Source organism: Marivivens sp. JLT3646, assembly GCF_001908835.1.
Lineage (GTDB): Bacteria > Pseudomonadota > Alphaproteobacteria > Rhodobacterales > Rhodobacteraceae > Marivivens > Marivivens geojensis.
This window is the reverse complement of the sequence record NZ_CP018572.1, coordinates 1961654-1980958: the sequence shown is the minus strand read 5'-3', so window position 1 is coordinate 1980958 and position 19305 is coordinate 1961654. Positions and strand designations below refer to the sequence as shown.

Below are 19305 nucleotides of genomic sequence, written 5' to 3'. Positions count from 1 at the left end.
GATACTGGTCCGTCTGTTCAATGGGTGAGTGGCTCGTTTCTCTCGAAGGCACGGACCAAGGTCGACAACTGGCGACATTGTTGGTTTTGACGGCGGCCTTGGCACACGCGGCTTTTGGCGCGTTGCAAAAGGGCAAACATGATCCGTGGGTGGCGCGTGGGTCGATTGACCTGTGGTTCACGCTGGTTTCAGCCCCTGTCGCACTATTCGTTGTCCCGTGGCCCGAAGGGGCGATGTGGGGCGTTCTCGCTGGCGCGATGGTGATCCATTTCATTTACAAAGTGACAATGGCGTTAGCCTATGAATACGCGGCCTACACGGTGGTCTATCCCGTTGTACGCGGTTCTGGCCCGCTGGTCACCGTGATCTTTGCCTCGGTCGTCTTTCACGAACATTTCACGCTGGTTCAGTGGCTCGGCGTGGCTTGCTTATCAGGGGGCATTCTCCTTTTAGCACTACGCAATCTGAGCGAAGAGGTCATCGACCCTTGGCGGGTCAAAGTCGCTCTGGTTTGGGCAGTGCTCTGCGGATTGATGGTCGCGGTGTATACGACTTATGACGCGTGGGGCATTCGTCAGGCGACCGATCCGTTCACCTTCCTTGCGTGGTTCTTTTTCCTATCGGGCGTCGATATGCCCATCATCGCGATCATGAAGTTGCGCAAGTCCGGTGATCGTCCGCAAATTGGCCCGTTGATGTGGCGCGGTTTTGCTGGGGCTGTGATTGGGTGGATCAGCTTTGGTGGAGTGATGATCGCGACGCGTTTGGATAAGGTCGGCGAAGCGGCGGTGCTTCGTGAAACATCTACCGTTTTTGCGGCCTTGATTGGATGGTTCATCTTGGGCGAAAAGGTGGGGCCGCGCCGTTTGGCGCTGATGACTTTGATCGCCATCGGAGCAATCATTGTGGAAATGGGAGGCTAGAATGTCAGCAAAACCGATCAATCCGATCCTGAAACAGGTGCTGGAACTGGGGCCGACATTGGCGTTCTTCCTGCTCTACATTAAGATCAAGGATAACACCTATACCATTATGGGCACTGACTATTCCGGCTTTATCGTCGCGGCAGTCGTGTTTATTCCTGTGCTTCTGGCAGCCATGGCGGTGCTCTGGTTCCTCACGAAAAAGCTTTCACGGATGCAAGTATTCACCGCGATTATGGTGATTTTCTTCGGTGGGTTGACCGCATGGTTCAACGATGAGGCCTTCTTTAAAATGAAGACCTCGATTGTTTACGGGCTGTTTTCGCTGCTGCTTGGGATCGGGCTACTACGTGGTCAGAGCTGGCTCGAATACGTGATGGGAGAGTTCCTGCCTATGCAGCGCGAGGGCTGGATGATCCTCACCCGCCGACTGACTTTATTTTTTGCGGGATTGGCCGCGGCCAACGAATTCATCTGGCGCACGCAGAGCGAGGAACTTTGGGTCACGCTCGAAACCTTTGCGTTCCCCGTGGTCCTGTTCTTGTTCCTATGGTCGCAGATCGTAACGCTCCAGCGGTTCCTGATCGAAGAGCCTAAGTAAAGAAATCCGCGGCGATCCGCATGTCGCGCAGAGGGCGCACAATGCGGATCGATTCAGCGTAGAGCGGGTCGGCCTTATAGGCTGCTAGCTGTTCGGTATCGTCAAACTCAGCATAGACAATGAAGTCTGGGCCATCGGGGCTGATGGGGTCAGAGTTCAGGTTTTCCCCGATTTCGATATGGCGGCACTGTTTGATGTTTTCCAAGAGTTTAAGCCCTTGGAAAACAGCGTCGCGATCATCTGCTGACTTCGCTGTGAAAAAGACGATGTGACGTATCATTTTTGTTTGAACAGCCGTTCCATTTCTTCTTTTGAGAAGGCCTTTTGGCGCAGTTCGGCGCCGACTTCCATCCCTTTTGCAACTTCGGGACGTTCCGCCATGCGCGCCATCCAAGCGGCAAAGTTTGGTTTATCGTCAAGCGTTTGTTGCTGACCCTCCCAGCTCGCGGCCCACGGATAGATCGCCATATCCGCGATGGAGTATTCGCCGCAGACATAGTCTTGGTCCTGAAGCTGCTTGTCCAAGACGCGATAGAGGCGGCCGACCTCGTTGCGGTAACGGTCCTGCGCATACGGGAGCACTTGGGGCGGAGACATATCGGGAGCGTATTTGAGGAAGTGATGCGCCTGACCAGCCATCGGTCCGACGCCGCCCATTTGCCACATCAGCCACTGTTCGACCATCACCCGTTCACGCTCTGTCGTGCCACCGAATTTCCCAGTTTTTCGCGCAAGATATTGCAGGATCGCGCCCGATTCAAAAATAGAGATAGGTTCGCCGTCGGGGCCATCACGGTCGACGATGGCGGGCATGCGATTGTTCGGCGCAATGGCGAGGAAGTCTGGCGCAAACTGGTCGCCAGCACCGATGTTGATTGGGATCAGGTTGTAGTCCAAGCCCATCTCGCCCAAGGCGATGGTGATCTTTTTGCCGTTTGGCGTCGGCCAGTAGTAGAGATCGATTGCAGCGGTCATCTGAAACTCCTGTTCGCAAGTTGAGGTCACAATGCGGGTTTCACAGGGGGCTGCAAGGCGTTTTCCTTGACCAGAATGTCACAACGGCGTAACCACTCCGCCGTGGCGATTTGAACCGGATTGCGGGCCACGTTAAATAAGCCGCTAAAAAGGAAACAGGCCAACCCCTGCTCCCTTTATTCGGTGTAGGGGTTTTTTAATGGCCGTAAGGAACAAAGACATGGACAAACTTTCCAAACGCACTCGCGCTGTGCATTCGGGTACTCGTCGTAGCCAGTATAACGAACTGTCAGAAGCAATCTTTCTGACACAGGGGTTTGTTTACGAAACGGCAGAACAGGCTGAAGCCCGTTTTGTGAAACTCGGCGAAGACGAATTCATCTATGCACGATATGGCAACCCGACTGTTGCCATGCTCGAAGATCGTATGGCAGACCTTGAGGGCGTTGAGGCAGGATTTGCCACCGCTTCGGGTATGGCCGCGGTGAACGGCGCGCTGATGTCCATGCTCAAAGCGGGCGATCATATCGTGTCGAGCCGCGCTTTGTTTGGATCGTGCCTCTATATTCTCGAGGACGTGCTTCAGCGGTTTGGCGTCGAACTGACGCTGGTCGATGGTCGTGATCTGGATGCGTGGAAAGCTGCGATCCGTCCCGACACCAAAGTTGTCTTCTTTGAATCGATTTCGAACCCGACGCTCGAAGTGATCGACATGAAATCAGTCGTCGAACTGGCGCACGCCAATGGTGCGATTGTTGTGTGTGACAATGCGATGGTCACGCCTGCGTATTCGATCGCGGGCGAACTGGGCGTTGATCTCATTGTCTATTCGACGACCAAACACGTGGACGGTCAGGGCCGCTGCCTTGGCGGTATGGTTTTGGGCAAGAAAGAGCTCGTTCGGGGGCCGGTCGAGGCATACCTTAAACATACAGGCGGCGCGATGAGTCCGTTCAACGCTTGGGTCATGCTAAAATCGCTCGATACTTTGTTCCTTCGTGTGGGTCAGCAGTCCGAAACCGCACTGAAGTTGGCTGATGCGCTTGCAGGTCATCCTAAACTGAACTCGGTGAGCTACCCTCTCGATCCGCGTCATGCTCAGTATGAACTGGCGAAGTCGCAATACGAGGGCGTCGGTACTGTTCTGGCGATTGACGTGAAAGGTGGCAAAGAAGAATGCTTCCGTTTTCTCAACGCGCTCAAGATTTTCACAATCACCAATAACTTTGCGGACAGCAAATCACTGGTGACCCACCCTGCGACCACAACGCACCAGCGTTTGCCGCAGGATCAGAAAGACACGCTAGGTATCACACCTGGTTTGGTGCGTGTGTCCTGTGGCCTTGAGGATGCTGACGATCTGTTGGCAGACCTGAAACAAGCATTGGATGCCATCTGATGAGTGATCCGCGCGACGGTTCCAAGCGTATTCCCTTCGCATTTGATGGAAAACTGTCGCGCGCATCCCATATAGTGGGGCGTGCTGCACCTGCGGGAGGCTCCGACATGAATATCCATTCGTCCGATATGGACCGTGAACCGTCGCGCGAAGAAGCCGAGGCGGCTCTGGCGCTTTTGCGGCGCTGGGCTGGCGATGCCACACCCGAAGAGGTGGCAACGCTCGATCCTCTCGTGTCACGTTTGATCCCGGGGCAGGAAGTTTCGAATTACCCAGCCCTTGCTCGCGCTTATCCCGAAGATTTCGTTGTGGATGAGGATTACAAGGCGTCGATGCCTGACCTCCAGAACGGGCCAAGTAGCCTGATCAAAGGGGCAAAGCAGCAAATCCAGCACGTCGGGATTTCAAACTTCCGCCTGCCGATCCGGTTTCACACCCGCGACAATGGGGATGTGACGCTCGAGACGTCTGTGACGGGAACGGTGAGCCTAGAGGCGGAAAAGAAGGGCATCAACATGTCCCGCATCATGCGGTCCTTCTATAAACACTCAGAGCAGACGTTTAGCTTTGAAGTGATGGAGAACGCGCTGGACGCCTATATGGCAGACCTCGAAAGTTTCGACGCACGTATCCAGATGCGGTTCCGTTTCCCAATGAAAGTCCGTTCGTTGCGCTCTGGGCTCGAAGGGTTCCAGTATTACGATATCGCGCTCGAATTGGTCGAACGCGCCGGCGTGCGTAAAAAGATAATCCATCTCGATTACGTCTATTCGTCGACTTGCCCCTGTTCGTTGGAACTTTCCGAGCACGCTCGTCAATTCCGTGGTCAGTTGGCCACGCCGCATTCGCAACGTTCTGTGGCGCGTATGTCGGCGGTGATGGAAGACGGCCCTATGTTGTGGTTCGAAGATTTGATCGACATGGCGCGCGTTGCTGTCCCGACCGAGACCCAAGTGATGGTCAAACGCGAAGACGAACAGGCGTTCGCTGAACTCAACGCGGCCAATCCTATCTTTGTCGAGGATGCGGCGCGTTTGTTCTGTGAACAGCTTCAGCAGGATCCGCGCGTCGGCGACTTCCGCGTTGTGGCCAGCCATCAAGAGAGCCTGCACAGTCATGACGCTGTGTCGGTCTTGGTCGAAGGGGAGACCTTTGACAGCGACAGCATTGACCCGCGTTTGTTCACAACGTTGTTCCACGTCGGATAATTTCTGCATTGCAGCAGATGAAATGCTGCAATGCAAAAAGCAGCGGTGCACATGCGGAGCTATTGGTGCTATCGTTCATGTATCGGGGAAACGGCCCGCTCTACATGGATGCTCCTAAATGGCACAAATCGCAGAAAAATCGACCTTTGATGCATCAGCGCTTCGCAGAAAAATCGACGAGTTCTTTTCTGCACTGGGTCGTGGCGTTAAGGCATATGGAGCGCATAAATCGCGCGCTGGTGAAATTGCCGTTCTTAACGCAAAAACCGATGATCAGTTGGCTGCGATGGGTCTTCGCCGCGATCAGATCGCCGTGCACGTTTTCCGCGACATGTTCTACGTTTGATGATGTTGTGATCCGCGGCAGGGAATTTGCCTGCGTCGCGGGTTGACAGAACAGCAGCCTAACGCCAAGCCTTCGGCCATGATTGATATGCGCCCAGTTGGATACGTGATCGGATTGCTAACAGCCGTAATGGGGGTGACCATGGTCGCCCCGATGCTGTTCGACCTTTTTCATAAGGACCCCGAATGGCAGACCTTTCTGCAAAGTTCGGTTCTAACGACCATGGCGGGGGTTTTTCTCGCCTTGGCTTGTTCGAACCAATTGGGCGATGGGCTGACCCTGAAACAGAGCTTTATCCTCACCACAGGTGTGTGGATCGCGTTGCCCGCCTTCGGGGCTATTCCGTTTATGATAGGGGAAACCCAGCTTTCGCTCGTTGATGCGATGTTCGAATCTATGTCCGGTATGACCACGACAGGGGCTACGGCGATTGAAGGGCTAGAGACGCACTCTTACGGCATTCTGCTCTGGCGCGGCATTCTGCAATGGCTAGGCGGGCTTGGGATTGTCATCGTCGCGATGATTTTTCTGCCTGTGATGAAAGTCGGCGGGATGCAGTTTTTCCAGTCCGAGGGCTTTGATACTTCGGGGAAATCTCTGCCTCGTGCCCTGGATATCGCTAAGGGGTTGCTGAACATTTACATCGGTTTGACGGTCGTTTGTGCCCTTTGTTACGGGATCGCGGGGATGAACATGCAGGAATCGATCGTGCATGCCTTCACGACGATTGCGACGGGTGGGTATTCGACCTCGGATGCATCATTCGCCGCGTTCCCCGGTGCGCCGCAGTATGTGGCTGTGGTCTTTATGTTCCTCGCCTCAGTGCCGTTTTTGCGATTTTTGCAAATGGTCACGGGTGATCCAAAACCCTTGTTCCAAGATGCACAGGTGCGGGCCTATTTCACGTGGACCCTCTACGCCACGGCGCTGATTGTAGTATACCGTATGTTCGCCAATGGGGACTACAGCGAAGAGATGTTCCGCTCGACCTTGTTCAATGTTGTCTCGATCTTTTCTGGGACTGGATTCGGGGACGGGGATGTGGTCGCTTGGGGCCCATTTGCCTTTGCGATCCTATTTGCCGTTGGGATGATTGGCGGCTGCTCGGGATCGACAGGTTGTTCGATCAAAGTCTTCCGCTATCAGTTCATGCTGCGTGCGATCTCGGCCCAAATTCGGCGCCTCTATAGCCCGAGCCGCGTTGTCTCTGTTCGGTTCGAAGGCCGTGCCGTGAGCGACGAGGTTCTAAGTTCCGTCATGCTGCTGTTTAGCTGCTTTGTGATGACCTTTGGTATTCTGGTCGTTCTGATGGGTATGACAGGGCTGAGTTTTTTTGCGGCGATCACTGGGGCGTGGACGTCGATCTTCAACATTGGCCCGGTGTTCGGCCCAGAGGTGGGACCGTCTGGCGCTGTGCATCCGTTCCCAGATACTGCCAAATGGTTGATGATCTTGGGGATGCTCCTTGGACGGCTAGAGATCGTATCGGTGATCGTTCTCATCCTGCCACGGTTCTGGCGGTCGTAAAAAGGGGCGCCGAAGCGCCCCAATCCGTTACCAGCAGCTGACCAAGACGGTCATGTCGGACGCCATTGATGTGAGCGTCTCTGGCGGCATGTAAGCCATCGAGTCCGTTGTTTTTGCCGCCACGCCTGCAGTGCTGAGCGCGTTCAAAATGCCTTGAGCGGAATAGGCAAAGCTGACTTCTTCGGGCAGGACTTGATTACCCGTCGCGGGGTGCGGCAAGAGCATGCCAATCACAGCACCGCCATTGTCGAACACAGGACCGCCGATGTCGCCGTCCTCGGTCTGCATGTTCAGGCGCAGGGTGCTGTCAGACCCATCCAAGCCACGCACATCAGCGAGCGTGCCAAATGTCAGCGTCGGCAAAGTAAGCGCGCCGCCATAGGGGTACCCCCCCACGGTGATTTGCGACTGGATGCGGGGCAGGGCGGTTTGAATGTCTGCCGATCCCATCGGGGCAAGACGGCTCTGTGGGCGCAGAACGGCAACGCTGCCGTCGTTGAACACAACATCCGCGTCAAAGCTATCGTCCAGCGTCACCCGCTCACAATTCGCAACAGTGGTAGCTGCCGTGACAACAGTGCCTGAGCCATCCACATAGAACCCAGAGCGTGCGAGTTGCGGTTTACGGATCGCGAGGCCAGAGACCAGATCAATCGACTGCTCGTTGGCAGCTTGGGCGGGGTTGAGCACACCGTCCAGCGTTTCAAAACTCGCCTTCATGATCTCGGTCACGCGGGTGCGGCGCTCGTCGTCACCAGCGGGCCAAACGAGGGCAAAGCCTTTGATCTGACCACCAGAGAGCGACGCAGTCACGTAGGTGTGGATGCTGTCATTCACGCCTTCGATTTCAAACGAACTGTCACGGCGATTTCGGTCGCCCGTTGTCGGCACGATTTCCAGCGTTTGTAGGATTTCATAGAGACCAAAGAACCGTGTACGATCCCCGGGTTGAGAAATTAGCAGGACCGTTACACCCGACCCATCCTTTTCCTCGAACCGAGCAAAGGGGGAATCATAGGCTTTGAATTCAACAGCGCCGGTCGGGATTTCAATGGCGATGCCCGTGGCCTCGTCACGGATCAGTTCCATATCCAGACCTTCGAGTACGGCGTTGTATTGCGCTAAGAGGTCTGCACGTTGCAGCGTGGTCAGAACGCCCGTGTTGGTGTAGCCGTTCGCGTCCTGCCATGCGCTCATCGAAGCGCGGGTGCCCCGACCGAAGGCGCCGTCGATGGAGGAATTGTAAAACCCAGCCCATTTGAGCGCGATCTGAAGCATCTCACGTTCGCCACGGTCCAACGCTGCTTCGCTTGCGCGGGCTTCGGCTAGTGTTTCGTCGACAACAGCGGGTTCCAAAGGTGCTTCATCAGGAACGATCGTCACGACGGGGAGGTCGGCCGTTTCAGTCGGCAGGGGTTGCGGTTTGATCGGTGCGCCAACGCCAATCGGCCAGAATTGTTGGCCAAAACGTTCGCCGTCGCTGACAAATGCATCGCGCGGGATCTGGCCTGAGCTACGCAGCTGACGGCGGAGCGCATCGGCATCAGGACGTGTGTAGGGGCCGAGTGCCACGCCATACCAATCCGAACCCAGATAGAATCCGTTCACATTATCCAGCTCAGCCGCATATTTGCGCGCTGCATCCTGTGCGGCGGTCAATGTGGGGTGCGCTTCGAGTTGAACCCAAGACGACTGCTGGGCAGCCGCAGAAAAGGACGTAAATACAAAAATAAGAAAAACGGATAGGCGACGGATCATACTGTTCCCAATTCTACAGTCAAAGTATGGGGCTTTATGACACCACTCGACGGGCATTACCAAGCCCCCGACGCCCGAAAATAGAAGCACTGAAGCGAATGTGACACCGACGCCCCAATTGACCCCGCCCCATGTGCAGCCTATTCAGGCGCGGAACCGAAAAGAGGGCGACCATGGCCGATAAACCCCGTTCTTTCCAAGAGATCATCCTGAGGCTCCAGACTTACTGGGCTGAAAAGGGCTGCGCAGTTCTGCAACCCTACGACATGGAGGTCGGTGCTGGCACCTTCCACCCTGCGACGACATTGCGTTCGTTGGGTGATCGGGCATGGGCTGCGGCCTATGTTCAGCCGTCCCGCCGTCCGACCGATGGTCGCTATGGTGAAAACCCGAACCGTCTGCAGCACTACTATCAGTATCAGGTGCTGATCAAACCGTCTCCGCCAGATTTGCAGGACCTCTACCTTGGTTCGCTTCAGGCGATCGGGATCGACCTTGGCCTGCATGACGTCCGCTTTGTTGAGGACGACTGGGAATCCCCGACCTTGGGTGCATGGGGTCTCGGTTGGGAAGTTTGGTGCGATGGCATGGAAGTGTCGCAGTTCACTTATTTCCAGCAGGTTGGCGGTCACGACTGTAAACCGGTTTCTGGCGAATTGACCTACGGCCTTGAACGTCTGGCAATGTATGTGCTTGGTGTCGATCACGTTATGGAGATGCCGTTCAACAACCCGGACGCTCCGATTGCGCTGAAATACGGCGACATCTTCCGTCAGACGGAAGAAGAATATTCGCGCCATAACTTTGATGTGGCGGATACCGAAAAACTATTGCGTCACTTCATCGATGCAGAGGCGGAATGTCAGCGTATCCTCGACAACCCCGCGGTTGATCCGAAGACGGGCAAGCGTATCGTGATGGCGCACCCCGCTTATGACCAGTGCATCAAGGCATCTCATCTGTTCAACCTGCTCGACGCGCGTGGCGTGATTTCGGTCACCGAACGTCAGGCCTATATTGGCCGTGTTCGTGCGTTGGCAAAACTGTGTGCGGATGCCTTCGTTCAGACAGAGGCCGGTGGATATACCGCCGAGGCTGCGGAATGAACGCGGTAAAATGGGCTCTTTCGGGGATTGTTGTGTCTGCGCTTCTGGCTGGTGTCGTCCTTTATTACAATCAGGTCTATGCCTTCTATGATCGCGTGGACGCTGCCTCGTTTGGCGAGGTCGAACTAACTTCGATCCACACTGGCCAGCCCGAAGGCATCATGACCGAAGGGTTCGAGGCGATTGACAGCGATAGCTCTCCAATCCGTTTTCGCGCATGTTTCTCGACCCCGATCAGCATGGGGTCGTTGACCGACAATTATGAAATGTATGCAGACCCAGTGCCGCTGAACGGTCCAAACTGGTTCGATTGCTACGACGCGAGAAACGTTGGCGCAGCGCTCGAAACTGGTGAAGCTGTGGCCTTTATGGGTCATGAAAATATCACCTACGGCGTTGATCGCGTGGTGGCCTTTACGGGCGACGGACATGGCTATGTCTGGCACCAGATCAACAAATGTGGCGAAGCCAAATTCAACGGCGATCCGCTTCCCGAAGGATGCCCGACACCCGTCGAAGGGACAAACTAATGCCTAATCTTCTGATCGAACTTTTCTCTGAAGAAATCCCCGCACGTATGCAGTCCAAAGCGGCTGACGATCTGCGCAAGATGGTCACCGACGGACTGGTTGAGGCAGGTTTGACCTATGCTGGTGCAGCGGCCTTTTCGACCCCACGCCGTTTGACGCTGTCGATTGATGATCTTCTGGCGGAGTCCAAACCCGTGCGTGAAGAGCGCAAGGGCCCTGCGACCACCGCGCCTGAACAGGCCATCGAAGGCTTCTTGCGTTCGACAGGTCTGACAATTGATCAGTTGGAAGTGCGTGACCAGAAAAAGGGTCAGGCCTATTTCGCTGTGATCGAAAAACCGGGCCGCAAGGCGGCAGAGGTGATTGCAGAGGTTCTCGAACAAACGATCCGCAATTTCCCTTGGCCGAAATCCATGCGCTGGGGTGCCGGACCGCTACGTTGGGTGCGTCCGTTGCATTCCATCGTTTGCATTCTGTCAGATGCTGACGGCAACGAAGTTGTTCCCGTTGATATCGATGGCATCACCTCATCGAACACGACCAAAGGGCACCGTTTCATGGCGCCTGACGCTTTTACGGTCACAGGATTTGACGACTACGAGGCGAAACTGAAACGCGCAAAGGTTATCCTGCGTGCGGACGAACGCGCCGATGCGATCTGGCAGGACGCCACCAACATGGCATTCGCCGCCGGTCTGGAAGTCGTCGATGACAAGGGCCTGCTTGCTGAAGTCTCTGGGCTGGTTGAATGGCCAGTTGTTCTGATGGGATCGATTGACGACGCCTTCCTTGGTCTTCCGCCAGAGGTTCTGCAAACCTCAATGAAAGAGCACCAGAAGTTCTTCTCGGTTCGGAACCCGAAAACGGGCCGCATCGAAAAATTCATCACAGTTGCCAACATTGAGACGGCCGATCAAGGTGCGACGATCCTGAAGGGCAACCAAAAGGTTCTCTTTGCCCGTCTGTCGGATGCAAAGTTTTTCTGGGAAAACGATCTACGCACAGTCGAACGCGAAGGGCTCGAGGCGATGGGTGCGCCGCTCGCCAATGTGACTTTCCACAACAAGCTCGGTTCGCAGGCTGAACGTATTGCGCGCATCGCTGCACTCGCTAAAGAACTCGCGCCTGTTGTTGGTGCGGATGCGGCTGAGGCAGAGCTGGCAGCGAAAGTTGCTAAATGTGACCTATCATCGGAAATGGTCTACGAATTCCCTGAATTGCAGGGGATCATGGGGCGTTATTACGCGAAAAGTGCAAATCTGTCTGGTGCGGTGGCTGATGCTTGCCGCGATCACTACAGCCCGCTAGGCCCGTCGGACGACGTTCCGACCGAGGCCGTTTCTGTGGCGGTGGCACTCGCTGACAAGCTCGACACATTGACTGGCTTCTGGGCGATCGACGAGAAGCCGACAGGTTCCAAAGATCCGTTTGCGCTGCGCCGTGCAGCCCTGGGTGTGATCCGTTTGATCCTGTCGAATGGCCTGACATTGAAACTGTCGGACGTCATCGCAAAGGCGACCGCTGGCGCGGATGCGGCAGACCTCCTGTCGTTCTTCCATGATCGACTGAAAGTGTTCCTCCGCGACGAAGGCATTCGTCACGACGTGATCGACGCGTGTCTTGCGATGGACGGAAGCGATGATATCGCGCTGTTGGTCAAACGGGCGCGGGCGCTGCAAGACATGATGGGTACTGAGGATGGCACCAACCTTCTGCAAGGTTACAAACGTGCCTCGAACATCCTGTCCCAAGCCGAAGACAAAGACGGCGTCGAATATTCGTTCGGTGCGGATGTGAAATTCGCCGAAGGGGATGCGGAAAAGGCGCTCTTCGCGGCGCTCGACACCGCTGAGGCCGCGATTGCACCCGCGATGAAGGCCGAGGACTTTGCTGTTGCTATGTCGGCGATGGCGTCTTTGCGTGGACCGATCGATGGATTCTTTGAAGCGGTTCAGGTGAATTCGGAAAACGAGATCATCCGTCGCAACCGACTGAACCTTTTGTCGCGCATTCGGACGATTTGTACCTCTGTAGCCGATCTTTCGCGCGTCGAAGGTTAATAAAACCGTCACGTTACCCTTGCTGCGAATCGCGCTTGCTCTAAAGTGCGTCGCAGCAAGGAGTTCGCCGCAGTGCAGCAAGACCGTATTTACGACCCGATTACTCTGATCACCCCGACCGCTTCGATGTCTCCATCGGTGCATGGTGGACGGGCAAAATGTTTGCAGCGTTTGATCCGTTTGGACATGCCGGTGCCGACGACGGTCGCGCTGTCGTTTGACGCAGTTCGCGACATTGCACGCGGCCAAATGCCTGACATGGACGAGCTGATCGCGCCCTTTGGGGATGCGCCTCTTCTATCTGTCCGTCCATCGAGCCAAGACCCCGATTGGGGCGGTCCCTCGGCGATCCTGAATATTGGGATGAATGACGAACGTCATGCCGCGCTGAGCCGCGAAATAGGCGAAGAGGCCGCGACGGCGATCTATCTACGCTTTATTCAATCCTACGCCGTGCAAGTCGCTCGGTTGGACCCTGAGCCGTTCTATCTGCCCGACACACCTACCCCAGAATCTGTTCGGGTGATGTTGGATGCCTTTGAATACGAAACCGATGAGGTTTTCCCCCAAGACCCTGTTCAGCAATTGGGCGAGGTTCTGCGCTCGATGGCGCGGGCATGGGATGGGACCACAGCGCGTCTGTTGCGGCAGGCCAAAGGTGCCCCGATTGATGCAGGCCTCGGCCTCGTCGTTCAACGGATTGCCTTGGGCGTGGGGCAGGGGACCTCTGGGTCTGGCGTCATCCAATTCGTGGACGAAGTGACAGGCGAACGTCGGATCAAAGGGCGTTACCTCAGCCAAAGCCAAGGCCGCGAGGCCTTATCTGCTGCGAAGGGCGCACTTTACCTCGTTCAAGACGGGCGCGGTCCATCGGTCGAAGAGGAACTGCCCGAGTTGTTCGGAGAGCTTATCCGATTTGGGGAATTGGTTCGTATTCGTCTGCGTGAGGAAATGCAGATCGAATTCACGATTGAAAACGGCAAGTTGCATATCCTCGATGGTGTGCGGGTTCAGCGATCGAACCGCGCTTCCGTGCGTATTGCGGTCGCGCTTGCCGAGGATGGGATTATTCCAACCGATGAAGCCGTGATGCGAGTGGATCCTGCGGTTCTGTCGGAATTGCTCCACCGTCAGGTTGCGCCGATGACAGAACGCGACCGGATCGTTCGTGGTATCGCAGCGAGCCCCGGTGCTGCTGTTGGGCGGATTGTGTTTTCGGCGAACGATGCACAGGCCAGTGCCGCGAGGAGCGAGCCTTGTATTCTTGTTCGTCGCGAAACGACGCCCGAAGATATTCGCGGGATGCACGCCGCCAATGCGGTTCTCACCGTGCGCGGCGGTATCACAAGCCACGCTGCTGTGATCGGACGCGGGCTTGGCCTGCCCTGTGTGGTTGGTGCCTCCGACCTTGTGATTGATAAAAAACGCCGCGTGATGATTGCGCCAGATGGTCGTGAATTTGCCGAAGGAACGGTGATCACCGTCGATGGTTCTTCTGGTGATGTTCTGGCAGGGACGGCAACGCTCGAAGAGCCCGCGCTGGATAATGCGTTCCAAACATTGCTGAAATGGGCAGATGAATACCGCGACATTGGGGTGCGTGCGAACGCCGACACCCCTGCTGACGCGCAGACCGCGCGGAACTTCCTTGCCCAAGGCATTGGTCTGTGCCGCACGGAACACATGTTCTTTGAAGGGGACCGTTTGGGTGTGATGCGCGAGATGATCTTTGCGCATACCTCAGAGGATCGTCGTGCCGTACTGGAACGTCTGTTACCGATGCAGCGTGGCGATTTCATCGAATTGTTCGAGATTATGCAGGGCAAACCCGTCTGCATCCGCCTGTTTGACCCGCCCTTGCATGAATTTTTGCCTGCCGACAAATCGGGTCATCGCGAATTGGCAGAACAGCTGTCGCTGCCATTATCCGAAGTCAATGCTCGCGTTGAAGCCCTGTCGGAATACAACCCCATGCTCGGCATGCGCGGCGTTCGGTTGGGGCTGACCTATCCTGAAATTTACGACATGCAGGCCCGCGCAATTTTTGAGGCGACCGTTGAGGCGAGCCGTTCTGGTGACCCCGTGGTCCCTGAAATCATGATCCCGCTCGTCAGCGCGATGCGCGAAGTTGAACTGGTTAAGAGCCGGATCGACGCCGTTGCAGGTCACGTGCGGGCTGAGACAGGCACCAATTTCACCTATCGCTATGGCGTGATGGTGGAAACGCCACGGGCGGCTTTGCGGGCAGAAGACATTGTTCAATACGCGGCCTTCTTGTCCTTCGGGACGAACGATTTGACCCAGATGACCTACGGTTTGTCCCGCGATGACGCTGGCCGTTTCATGTCATCTTACGTCAATGCGCATGTTTACGCCGAAGATCCGTTCCATACGCTCGATATTGAAGGTGTCGGTGAGTTGCTCAAAATCGGGGCTGAACGGGGGCGTTTGGGACGCCGCGATGTGGTGCTTTCGATCTGTGGTGAGCATGGCGGAAGCCGTAGCGCGATCGACTTCTGTCGCCGCCAAGGCTTTGATTATGTGTCATGTTCGCCGTTCCGCGTCCCATCTGCGCGACTTTCTGCTGCACAATTGGCAATTTCTGACTCCCGTAGAAACAGTATGCGGTAGTCGAGTTCGGCCATCGCGCGATATATTGCTGGAACACTCATTCGTGTTTAAATTTGCACGAATGGGTGGGTAGACTCTGTTCTAAAGTTTCTTGTAGTCCCCTCCGGCCAGCGTGGGGCAGACCGCGTGAAACCGGAGCAGAGTGATGAAGAAGTCACTCGTCACTATGACGATCCGCGCCGCAATGACTGCGGCGCTTATTTTGTCGGGCAGCGCTTATGCGTCCGCACAGAACCTTTTGGCGAGCCGCCTGTCCTCTTTGTTGGGTCAAGAGCGTGAAGCCATCGCAGAGATTTCGTCGTCGAGCATGACTGCTCTGGCGACCCCGCCCGCGCCCGAAGCGCGTAACATCGCGACCGTCCCAGCTGGCCTCTATGAAACCGCGACCCTCGACGCTATGCCGAGCGCGTCTGGCGGTGCCCAGTGGGAATGCCTCGCAGAGGCCCTCTATTTCGAAGCCCGCGGTGAAAGCCTTAAAGGTCAGTTTGCAGTAGGCGAAGTAATCTTGAACCGTGTTGATAGCAGCGCCTACCCGAATTCGGTCTGTGGCGTTGTAAATCAGGGCACAGGTCGTTTGCACGCGTGCCAGTTTTCCTACACCTGCGATGGTCGCGCCGAAGCGATCAACGAACGTGGCGCATGGGAAGAAGTTGGTAAGGTCGCTCGCCTGTTGCTGGACGGTGCGCCGCGTGACCTGACCGCAGGTGCAACCCATTATCACACCCGCAACGTAAATCCGTCGTGGGCCCGCCGTTTCCCGCAGACGGCAGCGATTGACTCGCATCTTTTCTATCGTCAGCCGACGCGCACGGCGTCGAACTAGTCGCGTTTCGGAACCAAAGGGGCGTGCGTGATCGCTTGTCCCTTTGGTGTCGGCCTAGTATGCCGACACTCGAACGACCGAAAGTGCGACAATGACTGACGATATCCGCATGGCTTTTGCCCATCCCTCGGAACGAGCTGAAGCCAGCGCTACCCAACCCTGTGACCGTATTTCCCTAAGCGACTATGTTGTTGAGGTTGAAATCGGCGCGTTTCAGCAGGAACGCGGCCATCTGCAACGGGTGCGTTTCAATGTTGTGGTCGAAGTTGCGCCTCAGACGGGCGAAATCGACGACGATGTGGATCGGATTCTGTCCTATGACACGATCACTGAATCCATTGATGTCGAATTGGGTGCCGAACGCATAAACCTTTTGGAAACTTTGGCCGCGCGAGTGGCTGAACGCATCTTGCGTGAACCGCAAGCCCTGCGCGTCTTCGTTCGCATCGAAAAGCTAGATCGCGGTCCGTTCTCTCTTGGCGTCGAAATCGTTCGTGCAAAAGGCGAAGTTGCGCGCAAGGGACAAGACCACGTTCAAGTGCCTCATCCTCGGGTTCTGTATCTGTCGAATGACGCAATCATGTCCGACCGTCTGAAGGGCTGGATTGATGAGCTATCTGCAGAGAAAGCTCCACTTATTATTGCCGTTGGCGCGGCAGATACGCCAGCGCCGCAGTCTGCTGCCGCATTGGCGCAGCGTCGTATTGACCTCTTGGCCATTGAACAGAACGCGTGGGTTTTGGCTGGTCGCGATAGACGTTGTATGGTGGTCGGAACGCGCACCGAATTGGATTGGGCGATGAAACATTCGCAGATTTGCGTTTGGGCGCCGTCGAAAATCGTCCTCGATGCCGTCGAAAGCCCCTCGGCCAGCCCGCGTGAGGCATTGGCACTGGTGTCCTGGTTCGCCGAACACATGCAAGCTGCAGAGCTATTGGTGATTGATGCTGATGCGCCAACGGCCTCAATCCCCGTTCGAACGGCGGAGGTTACGGCGGAGCGCCTGCTATGACCAAATATTACCGCGCCATTCCGATGACCGATCCTGCGCGGCCCGCCTCGGCTCTGCCAATTGCGGGGGGCTGGTGCTGGTTTGATCGGGTCGAGGTTCTGTCGCGTGGCAAAGCGGCGGAGATTATCCCAGTGACCGAGGCTCCGCAGAGCGTTCTGCATGCGATTGCCTCGCCACGTGGAGATATCGCGGGGTTGTCGATGGCGGCGCCGCAGGTCATGGGTATCCTGAACGTCACCCCAGATAGTTTTTCCGATGGCGGGCGATACATTGATCCTGAACGCGCGCTGACCCAAGCGCAAACCATGATCCGCGAAGGTGCGACGATTATTGACGTCGGTGGCGAGAGCACGCGCCCTGGCGCGGCTGCTGTTCCCGTCGAAGAAGAAACGGCGCGTGTCGCGCAGGTTGTTGAGGCATTGGCGCAGGCTGGCGTTTGCGTTTCGATTGATACGCGAAAGGCTCTTGTCGCTGCAAAGACCGCCGAATTGGGGGCCAAGATACTCAATGACGTGTCGGCAATGTCCTATGATCCAGCGATGGCGGAGGTTGCGGTCTCTGCTGGTTTGCCGATCTGCCTGATGCATGCGCAGGGCACACCTGAGACTATGCAGGCTGACCCGCGTTATGACGATGTCGTGCTCGACGTTTATGACTATCTGGCGGAACGTATAAAGGTGGCAATCTCTGCTGGGATCAAGCGATCGCAGATCATCGTTGATCCGGGAATCGGCTTTGGCAAAACCCAACACCATAACCTTGCACTCTTGCGGCGCTTGTCGATCTTTCACAGCTTGGGCTGTCCGATCCTCCTCGGGGCGAGCCGTAAACGTTTCATTGGTGAAATATCTGGTGCGCAGGATGCTGCCGAAAGGATGGCTGGATCGGTCTCTGTCGCGCTTGATGGTATTCGCCAAGGGGTGCAGATCGTGCGAGTGCATGATACTTTGCAGACCAGACAGGCCATTAGCCTGCAGACTGCATTGTTTGGGACACTTTAATGACTCGTAAATTATTTGGTACGGATGGGGTGCGTGGGACCGCAAACCAATATCCGATGACTGCTGAGATGGCCTTGAAAATTGGGGCCGCGGCTGGGCGATATTTTCGCAACGACGGATCGAACGGCCACCGTGTGGTGATCGGTAAGGATACACGCCTTTCGGGCTATATGTTTGAAAACGCTCTAACTGCTGGCCTGACCTCAACTGGTATGAACGTTCTATTGCTCGGCCCCGTGCCGACACCCGCTGTTGGGATGCTGACCACGACGATGCGTGCCGACGTTGGCATCATGATTTCGGCGAGCCACAACCCGCACCATGACAACGGCATCAAATTCTTTGGCCCTGACGGATTTAAACTGTCGGATGAGGCCGAGGCAGAGATCGAAGCGATGGTGTTCGCTGATATTCAGCTCGCTCAGTCGATCAATATCGGTCGTGCGAAACGTATCGACGACGGTCGGTTCCGTTACGCCGAACGGGTCAAGGCGACCTTCCCGCAGGGGCAGAACCTCAAGGGGTTGAAAGTCGTGATCGACTGCGCGAATGGGGCGGCGCATAAGGTTGCGCCAGAGGTTCTTTGGGAACTTGGCGCAGAGGTTATCCCCGTTGGCGTTTCACCCAACGGCTACAACATCAATGAAAACTGCGGCTCGACCAGCCCACGCACTGCGGCTGAGACAATCGTGAGCCATGGCGCTGACGTTGGTATCTGTCTCGATGGCGATGCAGACCGCATCATGATCCTCGATGAAAAAGGTAATGTCGCGGATGGCGATCAGCTTATGGCGCTGATGGCAGGACGTTGGGCGGACGAGGGCCGTCTGTCGGGCGGTGCGCTCGTTGCGACGGTGATGTCGAACCTTGGCCTTGAGCGTTATCTCGACGGCCGCGGTCTGCGGCTAGAGCGCACCAATGTCGGCGATCGCTATGTTGTCGAACGTATGCGGGCAGGGGGCTATAACCTTGGCGGTGAACAGTCTGGCCACATCGTGATGACGGATTTTGCAACGACCGGGGATGGCCTCTTGGCTGGTCTGCAGTTCCTTGCTGCGATGATCGCGACAGGTAAGAAAGCCAGCGAACTGACAAAGTCGTTTGAGACAGTTCCGCAGATGCTGAAGAATGTGCGCTATTCGGCAGGCAGCGATCCGTTGTCTGCGGAGAGCGTGAAGAAAGCGATCGCTGACGCAGAGGGACTGTTGGTCGGTAAGGGGCGTCTCTTGATCCGTAAATCGGGAACCGAACCGCTCGTGCGCGTTATGGCCGAATGCGAAGATGCGGCTCTGCTAGAGCAAGTCGTCGAGGGTATCGTGGCGGAAGTTCAAACCGCAGCCTAACCGCTAGAGCATCAGGCACGAAAAAAGCGCCCCGTTTGGGGCGCTTTTGCATTTGGGGTGGC

Annotated in this window: 17 protein-coding genes and 1 riboswitch; of the genes, 14 read left to right on the top strand and 3 right to left on the bottom strand. The window is 56.2% G+C overall.

Annotated elements, in window-relative coordinates; translation table 11 throughout:
• Positions 1-20: 20 nt before the first annotated feature.
• A complete protein-coding gene (locus tag BSK21_RS09865; RefSeq protein WP_067551048.1) occupies positions 21-923 on the top strand; it encodes a DMT family transporter in 903 nt (300 codons plus the stop codon).
• A 1-nt stretch (position 924) separates the two neighbouring features.
• On the top strand, positions 925-1524 hold the full coding sequence (locus BSK21_RS09860) for an inner membrane-spanning protein YciB (RefSeq protein WP_067551045.1): 600 nt from the start codon (positions 925-927) through the stop codon (positions 1522-1524).
• Here BSK21_RS09860 and BSK21_RS09855 read toward each other — a convergent pair.
• Together BSK21_RS09855 and BSK21_RS09850 are read right to left on the bottom strand one after the other, a co-directional pair.
• A complete protein-coding gene (locus tag BSK21_RS09855) occupies positions 1517-1804 on the bottom strand; it encodes a Dabb family protein (protein WP_067551042.1) in 288 nt (95 codons plus the stop codon). The genes BSK21_RS09860 and BSK21_RS09855 overlap by 8 nt on opposite strands.
• A complete protein-coding gene (locus BSK21_RS09850) occupies positions 1801-2499 on the bottom strand; it encodes a glutathione S-transferase N-terminal domain-containing protein (RefSeq protein WP_067551039.1) in 699 nt (232 codons plus the stop codon). Before BSK21_RS09850 ends, BSK21_RS09855 begins: the two co-directional genes overlap by 4 nt.
• Before the next feature lie 92 nt (positions 2500-2591).
• Positions 2592-2668: riboswitch (SAM riboswitch) on the top strand.
• A 51-nt stretch (positions 2669-2719) separates the two neighbouring features.
• Between BSK21_RS09850 and metZ the strand changes: the two genes are divergently transcribed.
• The 4 genes from metZ to BSK21_RS09830 all read left to right on the top strand — a co-directional run bounded on the left by metZ (position 2720) and on the right by BSK21_RS09830 (position 6979).
• Positions 2720-3898, top strand: coding sequence for an O-succinylhomoserine sulfhydrylase (metZ, locus tag BSK21_RS09845; RefSeq protein WP_067551036.1), 1179 nt, complete (start codon positions 2720-2722; stop codon positions 3896-3898).
• Between the two features lie 107 nt (positions 3899-4005).
• Complete coding sequence (gene folE2 / locus BSK21_RS09840) at positions 4006-5106, top strand: GTP cyclohydrolase FolE2 (protein ID WP_067551638.1); 1101 nt, start codon at positions 4006-4008, stop codon at positions 5104-5106.
• A gap of 118 nt (positions 5107-5224) precedes the next feature.
• Positions 5225-5452: a hypothetical protein gene (locus tag BSK21_RS09835; protein WP_067551034.1), complete on the top strand. Its 228-nt coding sequence runs from the start codon at positions 5225-5227 to the stop codon at positions 5450-5452.
• A gap of 78 nt (positions 5453-5530) precedes the next feature.
• Positions 5531-6979 (top strand): TrkH family potassium uptake protein, encoded by a 1449-nt coding sequence (locus tag BSK21_RS09830; protein ID WP_067551031.1) that lies wholly within the window; start codon positions 5531-5533, stop codon positions 6977-6979.
• A gap of 27 nt (positions 6980-7006) precedes the next feature.
• On the opposite strand, the gene BSK21_RS09825 is transcribed toward BSK21_RS09830, so the two are convergent.
• Positions 7007-8737, bottom strand: coding sequence for a trypsin-like peptidase domain-containing protein (locus BSK21_RS09825; RefSeq protein WP_067551028.1), 1731 nt, complete (start codon positions 8735-8737; stop codon positions 7007-7009).
• 173 nt (positions 8738-8910) lie between these two features.
• Here BSK21_RS09825 and BSK21_RS09820 point away from each other — a divergent pair, with 173 nt between their 5' ends.
• From BSK21_RS09820 to glmM, 8 genes are all read left to right on the top strand, one after another.
• On the top strand, positions 8911-9843 hold the full coding sequence (locus tag BSK21_RS09820; protein ID WP_067551025.1) for a glycine--tRNA ligase subunit alpha: 933 nt from the start codon (positions 8911-8913) through the stop codon (positions 9841-9843).
• Positions 9840-10373, top strand: a complete 534-nt coding sequence (locus tag BSK21_RS09815; protein ID WP_067551022.1) for a DUF6446 family protein — start codon at positions 9840-9842, stop codon at positions 10371-10373. The genes BSK21_RS09820 and BSK21_RS09815 overlap by 4 nt, the downstream gene beginning before the upstream one ends.
• Positions 10373-12433 carry a glycine--tRNA ligase subunit beta gene (glyS, locus tag BSK21_RS09810; protein ID WP_067551019.1) on the top strand — a complete coding sequence of 687 codons (2061 nt, stop codon included), beginning with the start codon at positions 10373-10375 and terminating at the stop codon, positions 12431-12433. The genes BSK21_RS09815 and glyS overlap by 1 nt, the downstream gene beginning before the upstream one ends.
• A gap of 126 nt (positions 12434-12559) precedes the next feature.
• Positions 12560-15064, top strand: coding sequence for a putative PEP-binding protein (locus BSK21_RS09805; RefSeq protein WP_156529612.1), 2505 nt, complete (start codon positions 12560-12562; stop codon positions 15062-15064).
• Positions 15065-15248: 184 nt separating this feature from the next.
• Positions 15249-15887, top strand: a complete 639-nt coding sequence (locus tag BSK21_RS09800) for a cell wall hydrolase (protein ID WP_231924828.1) — start codon at positions 15249-15251, stop codon at positions 15885-15887.
• A 91-nt stretch (positions 15888-15978) separates the two neighbouring features.
• Positions 15979-16899, top strand: coding sequence for a dihydroneopterin aldolase (locus BSK21_RS09795; protein WP_067551013.1), 921 nt, complete (start codon positions 15979-15981; stop codon positions 16897-16899).
• The gene (folP, locus tag BSK21_RS09790) at positions 16896-17900 is read left to right on the top strand and encodes a dihydropteroate synthase (protein WP_074039018.1); all 1005 of its coding nucleotides are present in this window, start codon (positions 16896-16898) and stop codon (positions 17898-17900) included. The genes BSK21_RS09795 and folP overlap by 4 nt, the downstream gene beginning before the upstream one ends.
• A complete protein-coding gene (glmM, locus tag BSK21_RS09785) occupies positions 17900-19243 on the top strand; it encodes a phosphoglucosamine mutase (RefSeq protein ID WP_067551010.1) in 1344 nt (447 codons plus the stop codon). The genes folP and glmM overlap by 1 nt, the downstream gene beginning before the upstream one ends.
• Positions 19244-19305 lie beyond the last annotated feature (62 nt).